At 44.6% G+C, this 18,304-nt stretch carries 18 protein-coding genes and 1 pseudogene; 2 read left to right on the top strand and 17 right to left on the bottom strand.

The window, feature by feature from the left end; all coding sequences use genetic code 11:
• Positions 1-5 precede the first annotated feature (5 nt).
• From BV910_RS03325 to pdxR, 15 genes are all read right to left on the bottom strand, one after another.
• Complete coding sequence (locus tag BV910_RS03325; protein WP_078146341.1) at positions 6-812, bottom strand: hypothetical protein; 807 nt, start codon at positions 810-812, stop codon at positions 6-8.
• On the bottom strand, positions 809-1,489 hold the full coding sequence (locus BV910_RS03320; RefSeq protein ID WP_078146340.1) for an ATP-binding cassette domain-containing protein: 681 nt from the start codon (positions 1,487-1,489) through the stop codon (positions 809-811). The genes BV910_RS03325 and BV910_RS03320 overlap by 4 nt, the downstream gene beginning before the upstream one ends.
• On the bottom strand, positions 1,467-1,859 hold the full coding sequence (locus tag BV910_RS03315; protein ID WP_074037745.1) for a GntR family transcriptional regulator: 393 nt from the start codon (positions 1,857-1,859) through the stop codon (positions 1,467-1,469). Before BV910_RS03315 ends, BV910_RS03320 begins: the two co-directional genes overlap by 23 nt.
• Before the next feature lie 139 nt (positions 1,860-1,998).
• Positions 1,999-2,589, bottom strand: a complete 591-nt coding sequence (locus BV910_RS03310; RefSeq protein ID WP_078146338.1) for a kinase — start codon at positions 2,587-2,589, stop codon at positions 1,999-2,001.
• A 52-nt stretch (positions 2,590-2,641) separates the two neighbouring features.
• Positions 2,642-4,327, bottom strand: a complete 1,686-nt coding sequence (locus tag BV910_RS03305) for a b(o/a)3-type cytochrome-c oxidase subunit 1 (protein ID WP_078146337.1) — start codon at positions 4,325-4,327, stop codon at positions 2,642-2,644.
• A complete protein-coding gene (locus BV910_RS03300) occupies positions 4,328-4,798 on the bottom strand; it encodes a cytochrome c oxidase subunit II (protein WP_078146336.1) in 471 nt (156 codons plus the stop codon).
• A gap of 24 nt (positions 4,799-4,822) precedes the next feature.
• A complete protein-coding gene (locus BV910_RS14685) occupies positions 4,823-4,942 on the bottom strand; it encodes a cytochrome c oxidase subunit 2A (RefSeq protein ID WP_224863290.1) in 120 nt (39 codons plus the stop codon).
• Between the two features lie 178 nt (positions 4,943-5,120).
• Positions 5,121-5,831, bottom strand: coding sequence for a Crp/Fnr family transcriptional regulator (locus tag BV910_RS03295; protein WP_078146335.1), 711 nt, complete (start codon positions 5,829-5,831; stop codon positions 5,121-5,123).
• A gap of 153 nt (positions 5,832-5,984) precedes the next feature.
• Positions 5,985-7,370 carry an aldehyde dehydrogenase gene (locus tag BV910_RS03290; protein ID WP_078146334.1) on the bottom strand — a complete coding sequence of 462 codons (1,386 nt, stop codon included), beginning with the start codon at positions 7,368-7,370 and terminating at the stop codon, positions 5,985-5,987.
• A gap of 152 nt (positions 7,371-7,522) precedes the next feature.
• On the bottom strand, positions 7,523-8,668 hold the full coding sequence (locus tag BV910_RS03285; protein WP_078146333.1) for an MFS transporter: 1,146 nt from the start codon (positions 8,666-8,668) through the stop codon (positions 7,523-7,525).
• A 121-nt stretch (positions 8,669-8,789) separates the two neighbouring features.
• Positions 8,790-9,503, bottom strand: a complete 714-nt coding sequence (gene deoD / locus BV910_RS03280) for a purine-nucleoside phosphorylase (protein ID WP_015880817.1) — start codon at positions 9,501-9,503, stop codon at positions 8,790-8,792.
• A gap of 15 nt (positions 9,504-9,518) precedes the next feature.
• Positions 9,519-10,229, bottom strand: coding sequence for a response regulator transcription factor (locus BV910_RS03275; protein ID WP_078146332.1), 711 nt, complete (start codon positions 10,227-10,229; stop codon positions 9,519-9,521).
• Positions 10,226-11,977: a sensor histidine kinase gene (locus BV910_RS03270; RefSeq protein WP_078146331.1), complete on the bottom strand. Its 1,752-nt coding sequence runs from the start codon at positions 11,975-11,977 to the stop codon at positions 10,226-10,228. Before BV910_RS03270 ends, BV910_RS03275 begins: the two co-directional genes overlap by 4 nt.
• 103 nt (positions 11,978-12,080) lie before the next feature.
• Positions 12,081-13,295 (bottom strand): M48 family metallopeptidase, encoded by a 1,215-nt coding sequence (locus BV910_RS03265; RefSeq protein ID WP_078146330.1) that lies wholly within the window; start codon positions 13,293-13,295, stop codon positions 12,081-12,083.
• 207 nt (positions 13,296-13,502) lie between these two features.
• On the bottom strand, positions 13,503-14,864 hold the full coding sequence (gene pdxR / locus BV910_RS03260) for a MocR-like pyridoxine biosynthesis transcription factor PdxR (protein ID WP_078146329.1): 1,362 nt from the start codon (positions 14,862-14,864) through the stop codon (positions 13,503-13,505).
• 92 nt (positions 14,865-14,956) lie between these two features.
• Between pdxR and BV910_RS03255 the strand changes: the two genes are divergently transcribed.
• On the top strand, positions 14,957-15,529 hold the full coding sequence (locus BV910_RS03255; protein ID WP_078146328.1) for a GNAT family N-acetyltransferase: 573 nt from the start codon (positions 14,957-14,959) through the stop codon (positions 15,527-15,529).
• A 182-nt stretch (positions 15,530-15,711) separates the two neighbouring features.
• Here BV910_RS03255 and BV910_RS03250 read toward each other — a convergent pair whose 3' ends face one another.
• Positions 15,712-16,440, bottom strand: coding sequence for a MerR family transcriptional regulator (locus BV910_RS03250; RefSeq protein WP_168169832.1), 729 nt, complete (start codon positions 16,438-16,440; stop codon positions 15,712-15,714).
• A gap of 59 nt (positions 16,441-16,499) precedes the next feature.
• The gene (locus BV910_RS03245) at positions 16,500-17,360 is read right to left on the bottom strand and encodes an Hsp33 family molecular chaperone HslO (RefSeq protein ID WP_168169831.1); all 861 of its coding nucleotides are present in this window, start codon (positions 17,358-17,360) and stop codon (positions 16,500-16,502) included.
• 399 nt (positions 17,361-17,759) lie between these two features.
• On the opposite strand from BV910_RS03245, the pseudogene BV910_RS15040 reads away from it, so the two are divergent.
• A pseudogene (locus BV910_RS15040) lies at positions 17,760-18,199 on the top strand (AAA family ATPase); the annotation flags it as partial.
• Between the last annotated feature and the right edge of the window lie 105 nt (positions 18,200-18,304).

The raw sequence follows: 18,304 nt of genomic DNA, 5'->3' as shown, positions 1-18,304 counted from the left end.
TCACCTCACACATTCAGTTTCGTCTGTAAAAAGCGTCTGCCGAGCCACATCGTCACACTCGTCCATACCATCAATACCACACCAACGTACACGATCGTCTCATCATAAATTAGTCGATTCGACAGGAACGCGTAACCTAAAACTGGAATAGTAAAGATGACAACTAGAATTGACAAGCTAAGTACCGGTGACCACATCGTCCGTTGCCAGAAACTTCGTTCAATCAACACGAATGTGAAGATGAAGAGCACAGCAATCGTGATTATCAATTGATGAATGACAAAGTTGATGAGCGAAGAAGGATACATAACCATTAACATCCCATGGTAGGAAATAGCTTGCTCGAATGAGCCTCCCATCGGTATCATCTTTCCATCAAACCAACTCGTGAACGCTATGTACTGTAATTTGAGGGCAATCCATTCGATGGCAAATAACCCTAACGTCATCATTAAAATGGTAGCGAGTTTAGCGAAGAACAAGGTCATCCGCTTTTGTGGCATCGTGAGCAGTCGCATCATGAACGTCCCTCGTCCTTGAAAATCGCGATACCAGATCCATACGCTGTACAGCAACATCGCTGCAACGGCAATTCCGAGTGATAAAAGATACGGAGTGCCATTTAAGTAATTTAAAAATGATAGTTGATAGTCCGCATTTCCTTCACGTCGCAACTGTTCATAAAAGTTTGTTTCGTCCCATAAAAAGTAACCGAGATATCCAAACTGTAGAACGATAAGACCTGCGACTAATGTCAAGAACGGTTTCGTGACACGTTCAACTTCCCAACTCAATAGTTTCAATAGATTCATGCCCCGTACTCCTCTCTCATCACATCGACGATTGACTTCCCGTGAATGAAACGGACATCCTCGACGTCAAACTCACGAACGATGCGTCCGTTATTCAACATGACTGCCTTGTCGATCAAGTATTCGATATCCTCTATTTCATGTGTCGTAATGAGGACGCCCCGGCTCTCCATGATTTCACTTGAGAACAGTTCAACAATCTGTTCTTTCGAAAAGACATCGATTCCTGAGAACGGCTCATCGAGCAATAGATAATCAGGGTCTTGGGCAATGCCGAGCGCAAGATTCGCTTTGGCGAGCGTCCCTTTCGATAACTCTCTCAACTTATCTTCCGGGGATAATTTAAAATCTTCGACGAGACGAGCAAATAATGCCGAATCAAATGTCGGATAGAAATCTTTCATAAACGCTTCACATTGCTCAATCGTGAAATGAATCGGGAACATCGCATGGTCGGCGACAAAGGCGACACGATTCAAATCTATTGGTTTTCCATCAATCAATACCGAACCTTTATCGAAAGGTGTCAATCCCATGATGCCTTTCAATAACGTTGATTTTCCCGTCCCGTTCAGCCCAATCAGGCACGTGATTTCCCCTTTATTCGCTGTGAACGAAACGTCTTCAATGACTTGTTTCCGGCGATAGCGCTTTTTAACTCCCAACACTTCGATCATCGTACGTCCCCTCCTTGTACTGTCGTTTAATCTTATCGACCAGCTCGTCTACCGAGACGTCGAGTTCTTGAATCGCTTCCACAAATACTGCGACCGCGTCATCTACAATCTCAGAGCGGATTTGTGCCAATACCGTACCATCTGTCGTTACACGACTCGGGCGATTTCGTTCGGTCGTAATCAATTGTTGGTCCTCCATTTCTTTGAACGCTTTTTGAACGGTGTTCGGATTAATTTTTAAATCGTTCGCTAGTTCTCGCCGGGATGGCATTTCATCCCCGGCTTTCAGTTTACCGAGTGCCATCTTCTTTTTGAAGTAGTCGACGACTTGTAGGTAAACTGGTGTCCTCGTATTGAATTGCATGTTCATCACCTTTCTAAGTGTATGACATGGTTAATACACTTTCTAACTGTATTATTAGTGTAATACACTAAGACGTCAATCACTTTTTCAAATTTTCTCCAAACAAAAAACATCTGACACGTGCGTCAGATGTTAAAACGTTCAGTCAGAGCACGCTATCTGCCCCTCTTTTCGGGTCGACGTCCCGAAGATACAAATCTTCCCCTGGCCAGTACCGGCGCTTGTATTTCTCAAGCCGTGTTGTCGGATCACCGAGGTATGTATCCCGGTTCAATACTCGCTCGTACCGAACTTTTCGGGGACAGTCGAGATAAATCACATAGTCGAAATAAGAACGCCATTCAGGACGTTGTAGAAAAATCCCTTCTACGACAACCGTATGCGCGAACGATACGTCCACGATCTCTTCTGCGATGACATCTCGTTCATACACGTAACGAGGTAACGTCAATTCCGTCATCCCATTCCTCAATGGACGAAACAGTTCACGTTCTAAGCGCGAGACATCCCATTGAAGTGCGTAATACTCCACCGGTTCAGGCTTTCCGGTCTGATAGCGTCTGTCCCGTTCAACGATATAGTCATCGATGTGAAGAACGTAAACACTCGGCTCATTGCTCAAATGTGAGACGAGCGTTGTCTTGCCCGCTCCGCTCAGTCCATCAATCGCCACGACAAACGGTCGATTCTCTGAGTGCATCGAACGCGCCGCACGGATGACGTCTACTATGTTCATATCGTTCCTCCTCACACAAAAGAAGTCAGCTCACGAATGAGCTGACTTCAGTTTACCAGAGTACCCAACCACGCGCTCCTGGAGGCGCACTCTCAATCAAGTGCCAGATTGGAACGGTGTATGCAAATGCGATCAAGACGAACGTCACGGTAATCCATAGCTTCCAATTCTCGAAGTAACGCGGTGTATCCATCGCCGCCTCTTCTGTCTCGGCGAGCGGGAATTCTTCTTCGCCTTTTGGAGCGAGGAATGACAAGTTGAACATCGAGTAGACGAAGATGAGAACAGAGATGAACAAAATCGTTCCCCCGATTGCCATCATGACATGATATGGGATCCACTCACGCGTCAACGCATCCGAGAAATAAGTTGCCGGACCCGTACGACGTGGGTTCCCGTTCAATCCTGAGATATGCATTGCATAGGACATGATCGCCATACCGAACGCCCATGTTCCTGCTTGAATCAATCCAAGCTTGTTCATCGCCTTCGTCAACGTGCGACCGCGTAGGACTGGGACGAGCCAGTACGCTGTTCCGAAGAACGTCAAGGCGACGGCAGTACCTACTGTGATGTGGAAGTGTCCTGTGACCCAAAGCGTATTGTGGACCATTGCATTCAATTGGTGCGAAGCATTGATGATTCCACCTGCACCGGCCGGGATGAAGAACAACATCCCAACGAAAGGAGCAAGGAAGCGAACGTCACCATATGGCATTTTCTTCACCCATCCGAACAGTCCTTTCGCGCCGAGCGCACGTCCACGAAGTTCGAACGTCGCAAAGAGCGAGAATGCTGTCATAAATGATGGGATGACGACCAAGAACGTCAAGATGACTTGAACGAACTTCCAGAACGGTTCAATCCCTGGCTCTGTCAACTGATGGTGGAAACCGACCGGGAATGAGAAGAGTAAGAACAGCAAGAACGCCATCCGCGCCAACGCATCCGAAAAAATCTTCCCACCGATCACTTTCGGTACGACCGTATACCACACGATATATGCCGGCATGAGCCAGAAATAAACGAGCGGGTGACCGAAGTACCAGAACAATGTACGAGATAACTCGATTCCAACTGTATCCGTCCATCCTAACGAGAGCGGAAGGAGTTGGAATAAAATCGTGGCTGCGACACCAAGTGTCGCAATGTCCCAAAGAAGCATCGTCATGATACTCATATAAGCCGGAAGTGGTGGATGAACACCAGGGTTGTCACGCTTGTAATCCGCATACATGCGGAACATCGCGAAAGACGACAACCATGTCCCGACTACGAATAACACGAGTCCGACATAGAAGAGCGGATCTGCCATGAGCGGCGCATAAAACGTATATAAGACCGTCCCTTTATTCGCCAAAATCATGACGGTTACCATGACAGCACCGATGATGATCGTCCAAAAACCGAGCCACGCGACACGCGTCGGGAATGCTTCAAAGCGACCGAACGATTTCGCAAGTAACGCATATAAAAGACCGATAATGAACATCGTCGTAAAGACGAGTCCAAGCATGATTCCGTGTGCAGTCAGAAGTTGATAGTATCCAAAGATTTCAGGAATGACACCCGTCCGAATCAATGTCTGAGTCAATCCAGCTAGCGCCCCAATCAAGATGGCGAGAACGGATACGAGAACGTGTCCGTAGGCAAGACGTGACTCTTTGGCTCCGATACTCGGAACCGGTACGCCGCGCTCCATCTCCCATTGCTTCAGTTTAGATGATACGTCATTCATTTATTCCACCACCTTGATTTTAGTCGACATCATGTGATGCCCTGTACCGCAATATTCGTTACACAAGATTAAAAATTCGCCAGCTTCCTCGAATGTGTACGTCAACGAGTTGATATGTCCCGGAATGATCATCATGTTGACCGGTGTACCCGTCAACTGAAATCCGTGGACAACGTCAGGTGATGTCACGAGGAACGTCACTTTTGCCCCTTTTGGGATTTCAACATTCCCTGGTGTGAACGTAAACGCTTGCGCAATCATGACGAGCTCGTACTCATTTTCACCAATTTTATGAAGTCCTGGTTTGTCGAACGGAGCCGTCTGATTTACTTTTGCCGGGTCAATCAAGTCTGCATCCGATGCGGGTTGATTACCTGCCGCGAATGCGGATACCCCGAGAACAGTCAGGAAGACTGCGAGTAGAATGATGCCGAATGTAAGCCAATATTTTTCTAGTTTATGAATATGCATGATGAGACCCTCCTCCCTGAATTCTTATCGAGTGACGAATAAGTAAAAGACTGATGACCACATGGCGATGATGACACCCGCCACGATCATGACCGATGTGAACGTTCCTTTTAAATTCGGTTCTTGTCCATCTTTATGTTCCACGTGTAAGACCCCTTTCGCTTGTTTTTCCACCTTTATTGTATGCAATCGCTCAGGCGATAATATGTGATATTTATCACTCCAAAAGTGACAATCACATCAATTTTGCGTAGTTTCAACACATAAAGTTCACATTTGTACAAAACCAATCCACAAAAAAACCGCCTCCACATGGGGCGGTTTACAAACGACATATTCCTGCCGGGCAACCTTCGCAATGGCATAACTCTTTTAAAAAGTCGACATCGCGAATGATGATTGATTTCGTTGTTGTGCTGATGACTCCTTCTTTTCTCCACTGACTGATCAATCGGTTCACCGTCTCACGCGGTGCTCCAATCAGTTGTCCGAGTTCTCCGTCAGACGGATGACGAGGAATCACGATTGCATCTTCTTCCTCCACTCCATGCATCGCGGCCATTCGAAGTAACGTCGAAGCCAATGCCCCTGGTTTTCCGTACAACAATAAGTCACGCACTTTCATCTCGGAGTGCTTACGCATCATCGACGTCCAGCGCAAGATTTCTCCGGCAAAACGGATATCGCGCTGCATGAGCGACTCTAATTCTCGTTTTGAAATCGTCCCGATTGTACTCTCTTCGGTCGTTTCGATGCTATACGAACTAGGGAATGTCTCCGCGATGTCAAACTCACCAAAGAAATCATCCGATCCATACATGAACATGACGAGTGGATTTCCCTTTTTCGTAATTTTCGTGAATTTGACAGATCCACTCTTCAAGTAAAAGAACTTATCACACTTTTCACCTTCCCAACACACGATACTCGCTTTTGGGTGATGTTGAAGCGTCATCATTTCGAGTAACAGCTGTTTCGTTTCATCTGAGAATACAAAACTGTTCGGTTGGGTCGTTCCACATTGCATTGACATAGGTCGGTGCTCCCTCCACGTTTCATTCGTCCGTTCCATTTATGACTTTATTATACAGGAGTGTGACAGGGAGTATCATAAAAGTATGTGACATTTCAAACAACCTTTTGAAAATAAAAAGATTCGGGTGCGACCCCGAATCTCTTGATCGATTCATCGTTGAATCAGTCGAATCAATTGTTCAGCCGGTTTGAAGTTCGGATACCGGACCGGTAAATCAAATTTCGTCGTATTCTTTAAAATAGACTTCGCATGACTGAACGTCTCAAAACTCGTTCGACCATGATAAGCCCCCATTCCGCTCTCGCCCACTCCACCGAACGGTAGATTCGGATTCGTCAAATGCATGATGACATCATTCACGCACCCGCCTCCAAAGGAAAGGTGCTTCATGACGGTTCTCTCCACTTCCTTCGACTCGCTAAAGAGATAGAGAGCCAATGGGTGTGGTCGGTCTGAGATGAACTCGATTACTTCGTCCAATTGACGATATGGAATGACTGGTAAAATCGGACCGAAAATCTCATCTTTCATCACATCAGCATCTTCATGAAGATTTGTCATGACGGTCGGCGCAATTTTAAGCTCATCTCGGTTCGTCTCTCCACCGAACACAAGGTCCCCTTCTGTCAAATAGTGAGACAAACGGTCGAAGTGCGGTTCATTGACGATACGCGTGTATCGTTTCGTGCCGACACCATTCCCGAACATCGCAAACGCCTCTTGTTTAATCGCTTCTAAAAATGCGTCTTGTTGCGATTCGTGGACGAGCACATAGTCTGGTGCGACACATGTTTGACCGGCGTTCATCCATTTCCCCCAGGCGACACGTTTTGCCGCAATGGAGACGTTCGCATCTCCGTGAACGATGACTGGTGATTTCCCACCTAGTTCGAGCGTGACTGGTGTCAGATGCTTCGCTGCCGCCTGATTGACGATTCGCCCGACTTGCGTCGATCCCGTGAAGAAGATGTAATCCCATTTTTGTGCCAACAGCTCTTGCGCTGTGTCTTTATCCCCTTCGACACTTGCCACATATCGATTGGTGAAGGCACGCTCGAGCACCTGCGTCAGGACACGCGCAACATTCGGCGTCAATTCTGAAGGTTTGACAACAGCTGTATTCCCTGCGGCAATCGCACCAATGAGCGGAGCAACAGCCAATTGGAATGGATAATTCCATGGAGCGATGATCAACACCGTACCGTACGGCTCATACTGAATCTCACTCTTCATCCCAAGATGAATCGCCGTCCCACGGACACGCTTCGGACGCATCCACCGCTTCAATTCACGCATCGTTCGTGAAATCTCATCGTAAATAAATCCGATTTCTGTCGTATACGCATCCAATTCGGATTTGTTCAAATCTTCGCGAAGTGCCTCAAGCAAATCCGCTTCATAATGCTTAATGGACTCCTTTAAAAACGTCAGCATGCTCAAACGAAATGCCATCGATTTTGTCGCCTGTGTTTTAAAGAAACGGCGCTGTTTTTGGACTAGCTCGTCAATCGTCAACTGTTCAATCGGTGCCAGCATGAACTTTCCTCCTTAATGATTCATCACATTTATCTCATTTTATCATCGTGTGAAACGTGAATCTAAAAAAACGCTTTCATCAACCTACTATAATACAAAGCGTTTAAATGTTTAAACGCTTAATCGTAGAGTAAGTGATTGCTTCCCTCGTGTCAAAACATCCGTACTCTTTTTCGCGCGCTGATTAGAAAGAGCAGGCTTGCGCTCCCTAAAATCAAGCCGGTCAGTGTGAACTGCTGGACGATCGAGAGTGGAAGAACACTTAAGAATGATGACCCCGCTACCGTTCCGAGAGAGAAAAAGGCATAGAACGCCCCGTATGCTTTCCCTCGATTTTGTGGAGAGGTCGATTGGATCAACAACGTATTAATGGCCGGGAATAAAATGGCAAACCCGACACCATATAAGGCAAGTACCCCATACAGGCTAGTTTGTACACCCGATTGTCCAATTAACACCTGGCTTATCCCGATGATAGCCACCCCAAGTGCGGTCAACTTTGTCGGAGAGAATCGATCAAACAATCGGTTCGTCGGCAATAAAAAGAACAGGACGGCTACCACGCCGAACATACTGAGCAATGTCCCGCTCAATCGTGAATCATATCCAAGTTCCTGCACATGGAGCGGCAGTAAAAAGGCGAGCGCCCCTTGAGAAAACATGAGGAAAAAAGCGCCCCAATAGGCACGAAGCACTTTCGGATCCGGTTTTTCCCGTGTCCTCTCTTTTTCTATTATTGTCTCGACCTTTTGACTTCCTCGCATTGTCACAATCGTCACGATGAGAATCACCCAACCGAATAAAGAGACGAATAAAAAGACAGTTGGTGGCGATGTGATGCTTGCGACGATACCGCTGAATGCTGGACCGATAATGGCAGCTAACCCGACGAAACTACCGGTAATGGCGACTTTCTTACCTTGACGGTTCATCGCGGTGACGTTCGCCGACAGCGTAAATGCAGCTGGGACGATGAGTCCGGCCATAAAGCCATGAATACACCGTACAAACAGCAACATGGATGCTGAGTCGACGAACTGATAAGCCAATAAACTGAAGCTCGTCAGAAACAAGCCGAGAACCAAAACCCGATATGGACCATTTCTGTCAGTCCATATACCAGATAACATATTTCCAAACGTGTTCGTCAACGAATAGATTGCAATGGATAAGCCAGCGATAAACGAAGATGCCCCAACGGATACCGCAAACGTGCTCATGATCGGAAGTTGGGCGAACAAATCAAAAAAGGCAAAAAATACGATGGCATATAATATAAAACGTGGTGGAGTTTTCATCGGACAATTCCTCTTTTCCGTGATCTTATTCTTAGTCTAGCTGGAGCTCCAACCGTTTCATAGGGATGAATGGGTTTAGACACAAAAAATCCCTACAGCCAAAGGCTATAGGGAAAATCGCTTAGTTTGTCACTTCGACGGCTGTGTCGAGAGCGACACGAATCATTTCATCAAATGTCGACTGACGCTCTTCTGAAGTCGTCTCTTCACCCGTCAACAAGTGGTCAGAGATCGTGAGGATCGTCAACGCGTTCACTTTATGTTTCGCTGCAAGCGTGTAAAGACCTGCTGCTTCCATCTCGATCGCGAGGCAACCGAAGTCCGCCCATTTCTTGAAGTGATGGAAATCATCTTGATAGAATTGGTCAGCCGTGAAGATTTGTCCGACTTTGACCGGGATACCCGCTTTTTCTGCATTCATATACGCACGATGTAGGAGGTCGAACGTCGCTGTTGGCGCATAGTCCATTCCGTTGAAACGGACACGGTTTTGTCCCATTTCACTTGATGCGCTCATCGCGATGACAACGTCACGCACTTTAACATCTTCTTGAATTCCGCCCGCTGTTCCGACACGAATCAAGTTTTTAGCACCGTACGACATGATGAGTTCGTTCACGTAAATCGACATCGATGGGACACCCATCCCCGTACCTTGAACCGAGATCCGTTTGCCTTTGTATGTTCCCGTGAAGCCGTACATGCCACGAACTTCGTTATATAATTCGACGTCTTCTAAAAACGTTTCCGCGATATATTTGGCGCGAAGCGGATCCCCTGGAAGTAATACCGTTTCTGCAATTTGTCCTTCTTGAGCTCCAATGTGTACACTCATGTTTGAATTCCTCCTTTAAGCTTGTCGTTGAACTTGTTCCCGAAATTCGTTCGGAGTAACACCGACTTGTTTTTTAAAGACCTTTCGGAAATATTTGTCGTCCGAAAAGCCGACTGCTTGGGCGACTTCATAGATACGCTGTCTACTCGTTCCTAACAGGCGCTTTGCTTCGTTCATCCGAATCGTCAACACATACTCAGATAGATTCACGCCATATTGTTGTTTAAATCGTCGTGAGATATACTCCCGACTTAAGTAAAACCGTTCACTCATTCCTTGCAAACTCAGTTCTTCCGCAAAGTGTTGTTCAATATACGTCCCGATTTGGGCAATCGGATCTTCACTCGACTCCTTCACCACGTCCGCTAACGCGCGTGACAACGTATCGTTTAATATATCGGGGTCAATCGGTTTCAAAAGATAATCAAAGCTTCCGTATTGGATGGCCCGACGCATGTACGAATACTCATCGTAACCCGTCAACACAACGAGCTTAGAGAATGAAGCGTGGTCGTGTACCCACTCCATCAGCTCGATTCCATCACAATGTGGCATTTGAATATCCGATAGAATTAAAGCCGGTCGTTCCTGCTCGATGAGCGCCTTTGCCTCAAGCCCGTTCTTCGCCTCGAGTACGGCCTTCACACCGAACCGTTCCCATTCGCCGAGTAATTTTACCGCTTCCCTTACTGGAGATTCATCATCTACAATCAACACTTTCGTCATGATGCCACACCTTCATCCGTTGCCGGGAAACGCATCATGATTCGAAAACCGCCTGTTTCAGGTGTAGCCAACATAAATTCTGCCTCCCGATTATAGTTTAACATGAGTCGATCACGAATGTTTCGTAATCCTGTGCCCTCTGTGTCATAAAATGTCGAGTCCCCTTGTTCAATCCGTGACATGACCCGTTCCCACTCTTCCGTCGTCAAGGAACGTCCACTGTTCTCACAGCGAATCACGAGTGTCGCCCCTTCCATCCAAATCATCACGTCAAATCGATTCGCCAACGCCGAGCCGTCTCGTTCGAACCCATGTTTGAAAAAGTTCTCTGCGAGCGGCTGTAAAATCATCTTAGGAACAATCAGTTCATGGAGGTCCTGAGGGATTGAAACGTTCACTTGAAACTGATTTGGAAAACGTACGTCTTGTAGGCGAATATATGAGTTCAAATGCTCGATTTCTCTCTTTAGCGTGACCATCGACTCTTCAGGATGCATCGTATATCGCATCATCGAAGAGAGTTGTGTGATCAATCGATAGACGGTTTTTCCATCTCCCTTTAAAGCGAGTGTACCGATCGACTGTAGCGCATTGAATAAGAAATGCGGATTGGTTTGCGCCTGTAAGGCACGTAGTTCATTTGTTCGGTTCTCTAAGGCAAGCTTATACTCCCGTTGAATCAGATCATCGATTCGCTCAATCATCCGCTTGAACTGTCTCCCGAGTACGCCGAACTCATCATTTCCGAGGGAATCGAACGAGACCGTCATATCGCCTTGCTCAATTCGCCAAATGTTCGAGGTCAACGTCTTGATTGGAGTCGTCAGTTTCATCGAGGCGTACGTGGCACCGATCAACGCCAGAATGAGGGAGATGATTCCGACTAACAAAATAATGAACGATGTTCGTGAAGCCGGCTCCGTCAAGAGCTGATCTGGAATCGACTTCCCGACATAGAACTGCTGATGGTCGAACTCAAACGTTTTCGTGATTTGATGATGTTTTCCATCGGTCGAGAGCGACCTCGGTTGAAACGAAGAAGGAATCTCGCCATTTCCAAGATGGGCGAACACACGATTGTCCTCACCAACGAACCATAGACTTTCCTCCGGACTATTTTGAAGAGAAGCCAACTGTCCGATGAACAGATCTTCCGGGATATCGAGCGACAGAATCGCGAGCGGTTCGTCCGTTTCAATTTTATCGAGTCTGAAATGGAGGGTGACGACATCTTCTTGCGTCATGATTGGTCCGAAATCATGATACGGGATGAGCGGATGTGACGCTTCAAGCAGGACACGACTTTTCGGATTATTCAACAACTGTCGTTGGACAGCGCTCGGCTCTTTTTTGGAACGTGGTGATACTTTCATTTTATACGCTGCGAATGAATCCATGTCTTCAAGCATCAACAGCTGAATTTGCGCCACGTCTTCCCGGGACAAATACATCGCGAGGAGCGCTCGTCGCACTTCAATCTCCGTTTCTCTTAACGACAGTCCCGGTCCGTATTCCAATATGTCCAATACGTCACGATCCGCGTATAGGCTCGTCGGCAAGCGACTCAAGTCAGAGATATAGCGTTCCATCTGACGCGTCCCCCGTTCAAGCGACCATTCCGTCATTTCTAGACCGCGTTCACGTTCTCGATCCTCCACATACCAAAATGAAATGATTGTCGCGATAATGACTGGCACGATGATGGTTAATGCAATCATTCCCGTTAACTTTGTCCGAATGCTATTCACCGCTATCCCCCCTACCTCATGAGTATATCACGCACTATGCAAACGTTTGCAAAAATCCTAAAAAAGAATCCTCGTTTCTTTCGAAACAAGGATTACGCGACGATTAATACGATTCCATTAAATCAATGAGTTGTGGACCGTGTCCCATTTCTCGCGCCACATCAATCGGTGTCATACCTTCTTCGTTCTCAATGGTCACGTCTGCACCATGATCAAGTAAGAGACGGACCGTCTCAGGATCGACGTCATCATTATAGAACAAGTTATGGAGCGGTGTTTCCCCATAATCGTCTTGAATGTTCACATCCGTCACGTTTGCCAGTTCCGCTTCAATTTCTTCATAACTCGCATTCATGAACGTCAATTCTTGAATCGGTTCTCCTAATTCCATTTCCCAATCCTCTTCGAAATCCTCGCTCATGGCCGATGTGACAAAATCAGATAAATCATCGTTCATGACGAGTAAGGCGATGATGGCTCCGTTTCCGATGACAGTCAATAGAATCATCGAAATGATAGAGGCTTTCACATATCCCGCTGTTTTAAAGACCGGTACGTTCTCTTCGCCCGCATGTGTCGCAATCGCCGCGATGCGTTTCGGTAACGTCGGATGCGTCGACAACAGTTCACTATATTTCGCGATGAATCCGTTCTCCCGGCTCGCTTCATACAGATAGTCAAACTCATTCACTTCTTTCGCGAGCGGTCCCCCGATCGCAAGTACGGTCAACGCTTGTTTCGCCGCTCCAAAATCTTGAAGATAATGCGCTGCCATCCGGTCACACGTATACTCACATGCACGCGAATAAGCTGATCCTAAAAACGGAATGATGCTACCAAGTAAGACAACCCATTGTTTTTGAACGTGGTTCCGACGAATATGTGCCAATTCATGTGCGATGACAAACTCGACTTCTTTCGTCTGTCCAGTACGTGTCAATTCCACGACATCAGAATATAAGATGACCATATTCTTTTGGAAGAATCGCGTGGCGAAAGCATTTAACACACCACCGGCCTGTAAAATATACACATCTGGCAACAACCGAATCCCCATCTCAGCCCCGACGCGTTGAACCAGCTCATGAAGCTCTGTGAACTGACGAGGCGTCACCTTGACACCGTTCGTCCGAATATACCCGATCTGAATCCAGTGCGTAAACATTGAGAGTGCTACGATCGTCCCGATGATCCACAAGAAAAGACCGAACGATGCAATCGTCAGTACGATTCCTAAAATCAAGACGAGTACGCTTGCTGCGACTAATAATGAGAAGTACAAATTTTCTCGTTTATGTACCAAGTTTGAATGATTCATCTAATTTCTCCTTCTTTTTCCAAAATACATGTTTAATTATACCGTTTCTTCTAGAAGAAACAACGTGTTACTTCTACTGTTATTTTGCGATGATTTTAACCGTTATCTTGCACTTAAAAGTGTGTGTTAGGTGACGAACGTTCGTAAAATGATTTGACACATTTACGAACGCTTGATAGATATGAAACCTATTCTTAAGACTTTAACTTAGGGACTTTTCCAGACCGATGCAAGCGATTGAATGCCCTTCCGAATTTCTCCAACACTCAAAGCCCCGTATCCGATGATCACTCGGTCGGTGGATTTGGTTTCTTGATACATATGGGATACGGCATCAACTGCAATGCCAAGCGAATGCGCCCTTGCAATTGCTTCTCGTTCCGTTAAGAAGGCAGGTAATTGGACAATGATATGCAATCCAGCCTCATCTCCTCTAACAGAAAAATCTTCTCCTAAAAATTCATCTATCGCTTCAATTAAGCACTTTCTCTTTGAGCGGTAAAGGGTTCGCATTTTGGCGATGTGCTTCTCATATCTACCTGTCTTAATGAATTCTGCAACAACTAACTGATCGATTTTGGAAACAGTGGATTTCTGCAGTGCATTGAATGCTTCATATTCTTTCACTAAAGATAAGGGGAGGACAAGATAACTGATTCGAATAGAAGGCAGTAAGGTTTTTGAGAACGTACCAAAATAAATAACTTGATTTAAAGAGTCTAAATGAGCCAACGTTGGAATGGGGGCTCCTCGGTAACGGAATTCCGAATCATAATCATCTTCCACGATGTAACTGGAAGATGCTTTTGCCCATGTCAACAACTCAAGGCGCCTGTTGATCGACATTATGGTGCCAAGTGGATATTGGTGAGCTGGAGTTGTATAAAGAAGTGTCACTGGCTGTTTCGGTACGGTACAGCCTTCAGAATCCAACCTTAGCGGTAAAACAGGTATGTTTAATTGGTGAAAAACCGCATTTGCCCGAATAAAGCCAGGTTCCTCGATTCCTACTTTAGAAGGAATGAGGAATTGACACAGACAACTTAATTGTTGTTGAGTACCACTGAAAACATAAATTTGTTTTGCATGGCAATGCAATCCTCGGGATCGGCGCAAATAGTTTGCAATTTCGTTCCGTAATTCCGGTTCCCCTTGCCAAGCACCATTCGCAATATGGGCAGGAGCCAGAAAATTTTGATACAGGCGGTTCCAAATTTTGTATGGAAATTCTGTTGGATCAACTTGTCCGTTTCTAAAATTTAAGGACTCTTCTTTTATCGTTGGCAGTAATTCTTCTTTTTGAAGGGCAGCTTTTTCTTGGAAGGGGACTTCAATCTCCCCTATAAAATAACCTTGTCTCTCTGTTGAATACAGGTAACCTTCACTCAGTAATTGGGCATATGCTTCCTGTACGGTAAATACACTGACATTCAATTGATTGGCTAATTCGCGTTTAGAGGGCATTCTTGAATGCGCTTTTAACTGTTGTTGTAGAATGAGCTGTTTGATGTGTTCATAAATGGCCATATATTTTGTGGTTCCCGATGGAAACGTTACTTGCAGTTCCACTCCAAACACTCCTTGGTATGTAAATTTTACTCCGAATTGGTTATGTTAAGCATACCAGAAATGAAGTGTAATGATAGAAAGGAGTGAGGGAAATGAAAACCTTAGAGAATGAAGTTGTCAAGCTAGTGCCGATGGAAATCAGTCATATAGAAGGAATATGGGAGGCAGCGAATAACCATGAAATTTGGGAACATATGTCGGTGGATTTGACGGACAAAAGGAACGTTGAACAATATGTACAAGACGCTCAAAAAAAGAGAGCAGCTGGAACAGAGTTTGCTTTTGTGATTGTAGATATCGAGACAAAGAAGATCATTGGGGCCACCTGTTTTCTCGACATTTCCATGCCACACAAAAGATTAGAGATTGGTTCAACTTGGCTAAATCCCAAAAGTTGGCGAACGAACATCAACACCAATTGCAAGTTTTTACTGTTGACGTATTGTTTTGAAGAACTGGGATTGAATCGCGTTCAAATCAAGACAGGTCATGAAAACATCCGTTCACAACGCGCCATTGAAAGAATAGGAGCCATTAAAGAAGGGATTTTAAGGAACCACATGATTCGCAAAGAAGGAACAATTCGACATACCGTCATGTACAGTGTGACAAAAGAGGATTGGCCACAAGTCAAAGAACGCTTCCACAAGATACTAATAGATTAATAATTTATACCATATCTGTATTTGAGACCTATTTCAGTTTTGAGTTTGTAATCTAAGGATAAGGCGACCTATAAAGAGTAGTTTACATATCACGAGATTATCAGCAGTTCTCTAAAAACCAACAAAAAAAGGAAGAGGAGAAGCTTTATAACCAGCTTTTCCTCTTCCTTTTTTCTCTAACATTACTTAGGATTCAATGCTTTATTGATGAATTGGTATAGCTCGCCATCTATTTCATATTGCAGTTCGTTCCCTGGGTTTTCGGCGTGGAAATGTTCGGCTTGCTTGCGGAAAGTCCTATCGTCTTCGGAAAAGGCATTCACGATGTCATTCCATTTTTTCGCTAAATCTTGGACTTTTTTATCGGAAGGAGAAGCGCCCTTTTCTTTTTCCAAACGAATTTCCTTGATAAGACCGTTAAATTCTTGCTCTGCCTGCTTTAAAAGTTGTTTGTCGGCATTTTCATATCGGCTTTCCATGGTATCCAATTGCTGCTTCGAAAAGTATTTTTCCTTATTCATTTTCAGCGCCTCCATTAATTTAGTAAGTTCTGAAATCGAGAGGGTCCGATTGCTGTGTGCAGCGGATAACGCATTTTCCAACTCGGCTACTAGTTTTTGCTGAACCTCTATCTCTTTTTTGACTCGAGAAATTTGGGTTTGCAAAATCTCCGCAACGGTTTGTTCCTCTGGATTAGACAACAGAAGTTGTATTTCTTCTAATGACATTCCCATCTGCTTTAAGGACAAAATTGGCTGAAGACGTTCCAAATCTGCTTTCGTGTAAAGCCGATGCCCTGACTCCGTATACTGAGAAGGTGAAAATAAACAGATTTGATCGTAATAGCGTAAAGTTCGAATGGTTAAACCCGCCAATTCTGCAACTTCTCCGACTTTCCAATGTTCCTTCATTCGCTTAGCCTCCATTTAACAACATTTCTATTCACCAACTAAAAACGAGAAATTCGAAGTTAGAAGAGTTGCTGCATCTCCTTTTGATCAAACGTATAGGTTTTCCCGCAAATATGGCAAAAAGCTTCAATGTCTTCCTTTCGTTCAATGCTCCGTTTGATCTCCTCTTCACTCAAGGAATAAAGCATGCCATAAAACATTTCTTTGCTGCATCCGCAGAAAAATTGACTGGAGCTATGGCCGATAATTTTTGCATCCTCAAACAACTGGGTTAACGCTTCTTCGCTGTCACTCGCTTCTTCAGCGTTTAGTTTACTGAAAATATCTGGATTGGCTTTTACAATCATTTTCACTTCTGAAAGCAATTGTGGTGGTGCACCGGGAAGAAGTTGTGCATACAGTGCATGACTGGAAAGAAGGGAAGCTTCATTATCCAACTGAATGTCGGAATAAAGATAGGTCGGCGTCTGATCACTCTGCACAAAATAGTTGGCGATATCATCCGTGATATGTTGATTTGGCATATCGGTAATGCTGGTGAATTGATTCATCTCAGAACCCTTTATGACACGGATCATCCCAGAAGGTCCAATCAAATCTTGCATCGACTTTTCTTCTGTATCAGAAGATCTCAAAAGTTCATCGTTCAAGTATCCTCTGACATTTCCATTCGCTTCGGCTTCCGCAAAAATCTTATGGTGAGGGTTACTCAACGTTACCTGGATGCTCATGCGCTGGTTCCCTTTGAGCGTGCCAGAGAGTATGCTCATCGCTGATACCGTTTTACCCAACATGAGTTTAAGAGATTCAGGAAGTTCCTGGTTTAAGGCAAAGATGTCTCGAAGCAGCTGGGTATTATCAATAAAATATAAACGTATCTGCTCTTCGTAGATCAATGCCTTAACAATGGTATTTTCCACAATAATTCCTCCTTTTACAAAAGTAAGCTAGTTTCACTATAAGACATTACCTTACGTAAGGTTCAAGGGGTAAATACCATTTTTACAATATTTCTTTTTTAGTTAACATATGAGAGATTATTGGAAGCTTTTATAAAAGAGTTTATATTTCTAAAAACCAGTTTCTTTTTTAAGGTTACTGGTTTTTTAAAATTCTATTCAAAATTACTACTACTCTATTATTACTTACTTCTATAACCCATATAAAACTACTGCCATACACTTTTTTATACTGCCCCTGCAGTCAGTGCTTCCAGAATGACAAGCGAGATTGGTTTAATAGACAGCAAACTAAATATGGTGAAGTCTATCTATCAATCTATGGTTACTGAAGAAGAGCCGCAATTTACGGTCAATTCTTTCGAGGGCATTGACTTGCTCATAATAGATGAAATTGATCGTTTAAAACTGCAAAATTTAGAACAACTTCGGGATATTTACGATCAAAACGACATAGCGATCATATTTATTGGCATGCCGGGCATCGAAAACGGTTGTCCCGTTATCCTCAACTGTACTTCAGGATTGGATTTGCTCATGAATTTGACCGATTAAGTAAAGATGAAACGCACCATTTGCTGACCTATAAATGGCAAGAACTCGGCTTACCTATAAAGCTGGAGGACTTCTCAGATTATGAAGCTTTGGCCAGTATAATCAAAATTACTAACGGGAATTTTCGACTGATTCAAAGGTTATTTTCACAAATTGAAAGAATTCTAGAAATTAATCAGCTTACTTCAATTACAACAGAAGTGGTCGAAGCTGCACGTGACAGCCTAGTTATCGGTATCAAATAATTAGAAAAGCTATCTCCCTAGCACAGAGGGAGATAGCTTTTTCATGCAAAATAATACTTAAATAAAACGCAAAATATAATTAGAAGTAACAAAACAACGAAAAAA

This window comes from Exiguobacterium sp. HVEsp1 (genome assembly GCF_002009685.1).
GTDB lineage: Bacteria > Bacillota > Bacilli > Exiguobacteriales > Exiguobacteriaceae > Exiguobacterium > Exiguobacterium profundum.
This window is presented reverse-complemented; position numbering and strand designations above follow the sequence as displayed.

Bases quoted from the DNA above. Each gene is read 5' to 3' on its own strand.
- BV910_RS03325 (WP_078146341.1), bottom strand. From the start codon at position 812: ATGAATCTATTGAAACTATTGAGTTGGGAAGTTGAACGTGTCACGAAA.
- BV910_RS03320 (WP_078146340.1), bottom strand. From the start codon at position 1,489: ATGATCGAAGTGTTGGGAGTTAAAAAGCGCTATCGCCGGAAACAAGTC.
- BV910_RS03315 (WP_074037745.1), bottom strand. From the start codon at position 1,859: ATGAACATGCAATTCAATACGAGGACACCAGTTTACCTACAAGTCGTC.
- BV910_RS03310 (WP_078146338.1), bottom strand. From the start codon at position 2,589: ATGAACATAGTAGACGTCATCCGTGCGGCGCGTTCGATGCACTCAGAG.
- BV910_RS03305 (WP_078146337.1), bottom strand. From the start codon at position 4,327: ATGAATGACGTATCATCTAAACTGAAGCAATGGGAGATGGAGCGCGGC.
- BV910_RS03300 (WP_078146336.1), bottom strand. From the start codon at position 4,798: ATGCATATTCATAAACTAGAAAAATATTGGCTTACATTCGGCATCATT.
- BV910_RS03295 (WP_078146335.1), bottom strand. From the start codon at position 5,831: ATGTCAATGCAATGTGGAACGACCCAACCGAACAGTTTTGTATTCTCA.
- BV910_RS03290 (WP_078146334.1), bottom strand. From the start codon at position 7,370: ATGCTGGCACCGATTGAACAGTTGACGATTGACGAGCTAGTCCAAAAA.
- BV910_RS03285 (WP_078146333.1), bottom strand. From the start codon at position 8,668: ATGAAAACTCCACCACGTTTTATATTATATGCCATCGTATTTTTTGCC.
- deoD (WP_015880817.1), bottom strand. From the start codon at position 9,503: ATGAGTGTACACATTGGAGCTCAAGAAGGACAAATTGCAGAAACGGTA.
- BV910_RS03275 (WP_078146332.1), bottom strand. From the start codon at position 10,229: ATGACGAAAGTGTTGATTGTAGATGATGAATCTCCAGTAAGGGAAGCG.
- BV910_RS03265 (WP_078146330.1), bottom strand. From the start codon at position 13,295: ATGAATCATTCAAACTTGGTACATAAACGAGAAAATTTGTACTTCTCA.
- BV910_RS03255 (WP_078146328.1), top strand. From the start codon at position 14,957: ATGAAAACCTTAGAGAATGAAGTTGTCAAGCTAGTGCCGATGGAAATC.
- BV910_RS03250 (WP_168169832.1), bottom strand. From the start codon at position 16,440: ATGAAGGAACATTGGAAAGTCGGAGAAGTTGCAGAATTGGCGGGTTTA.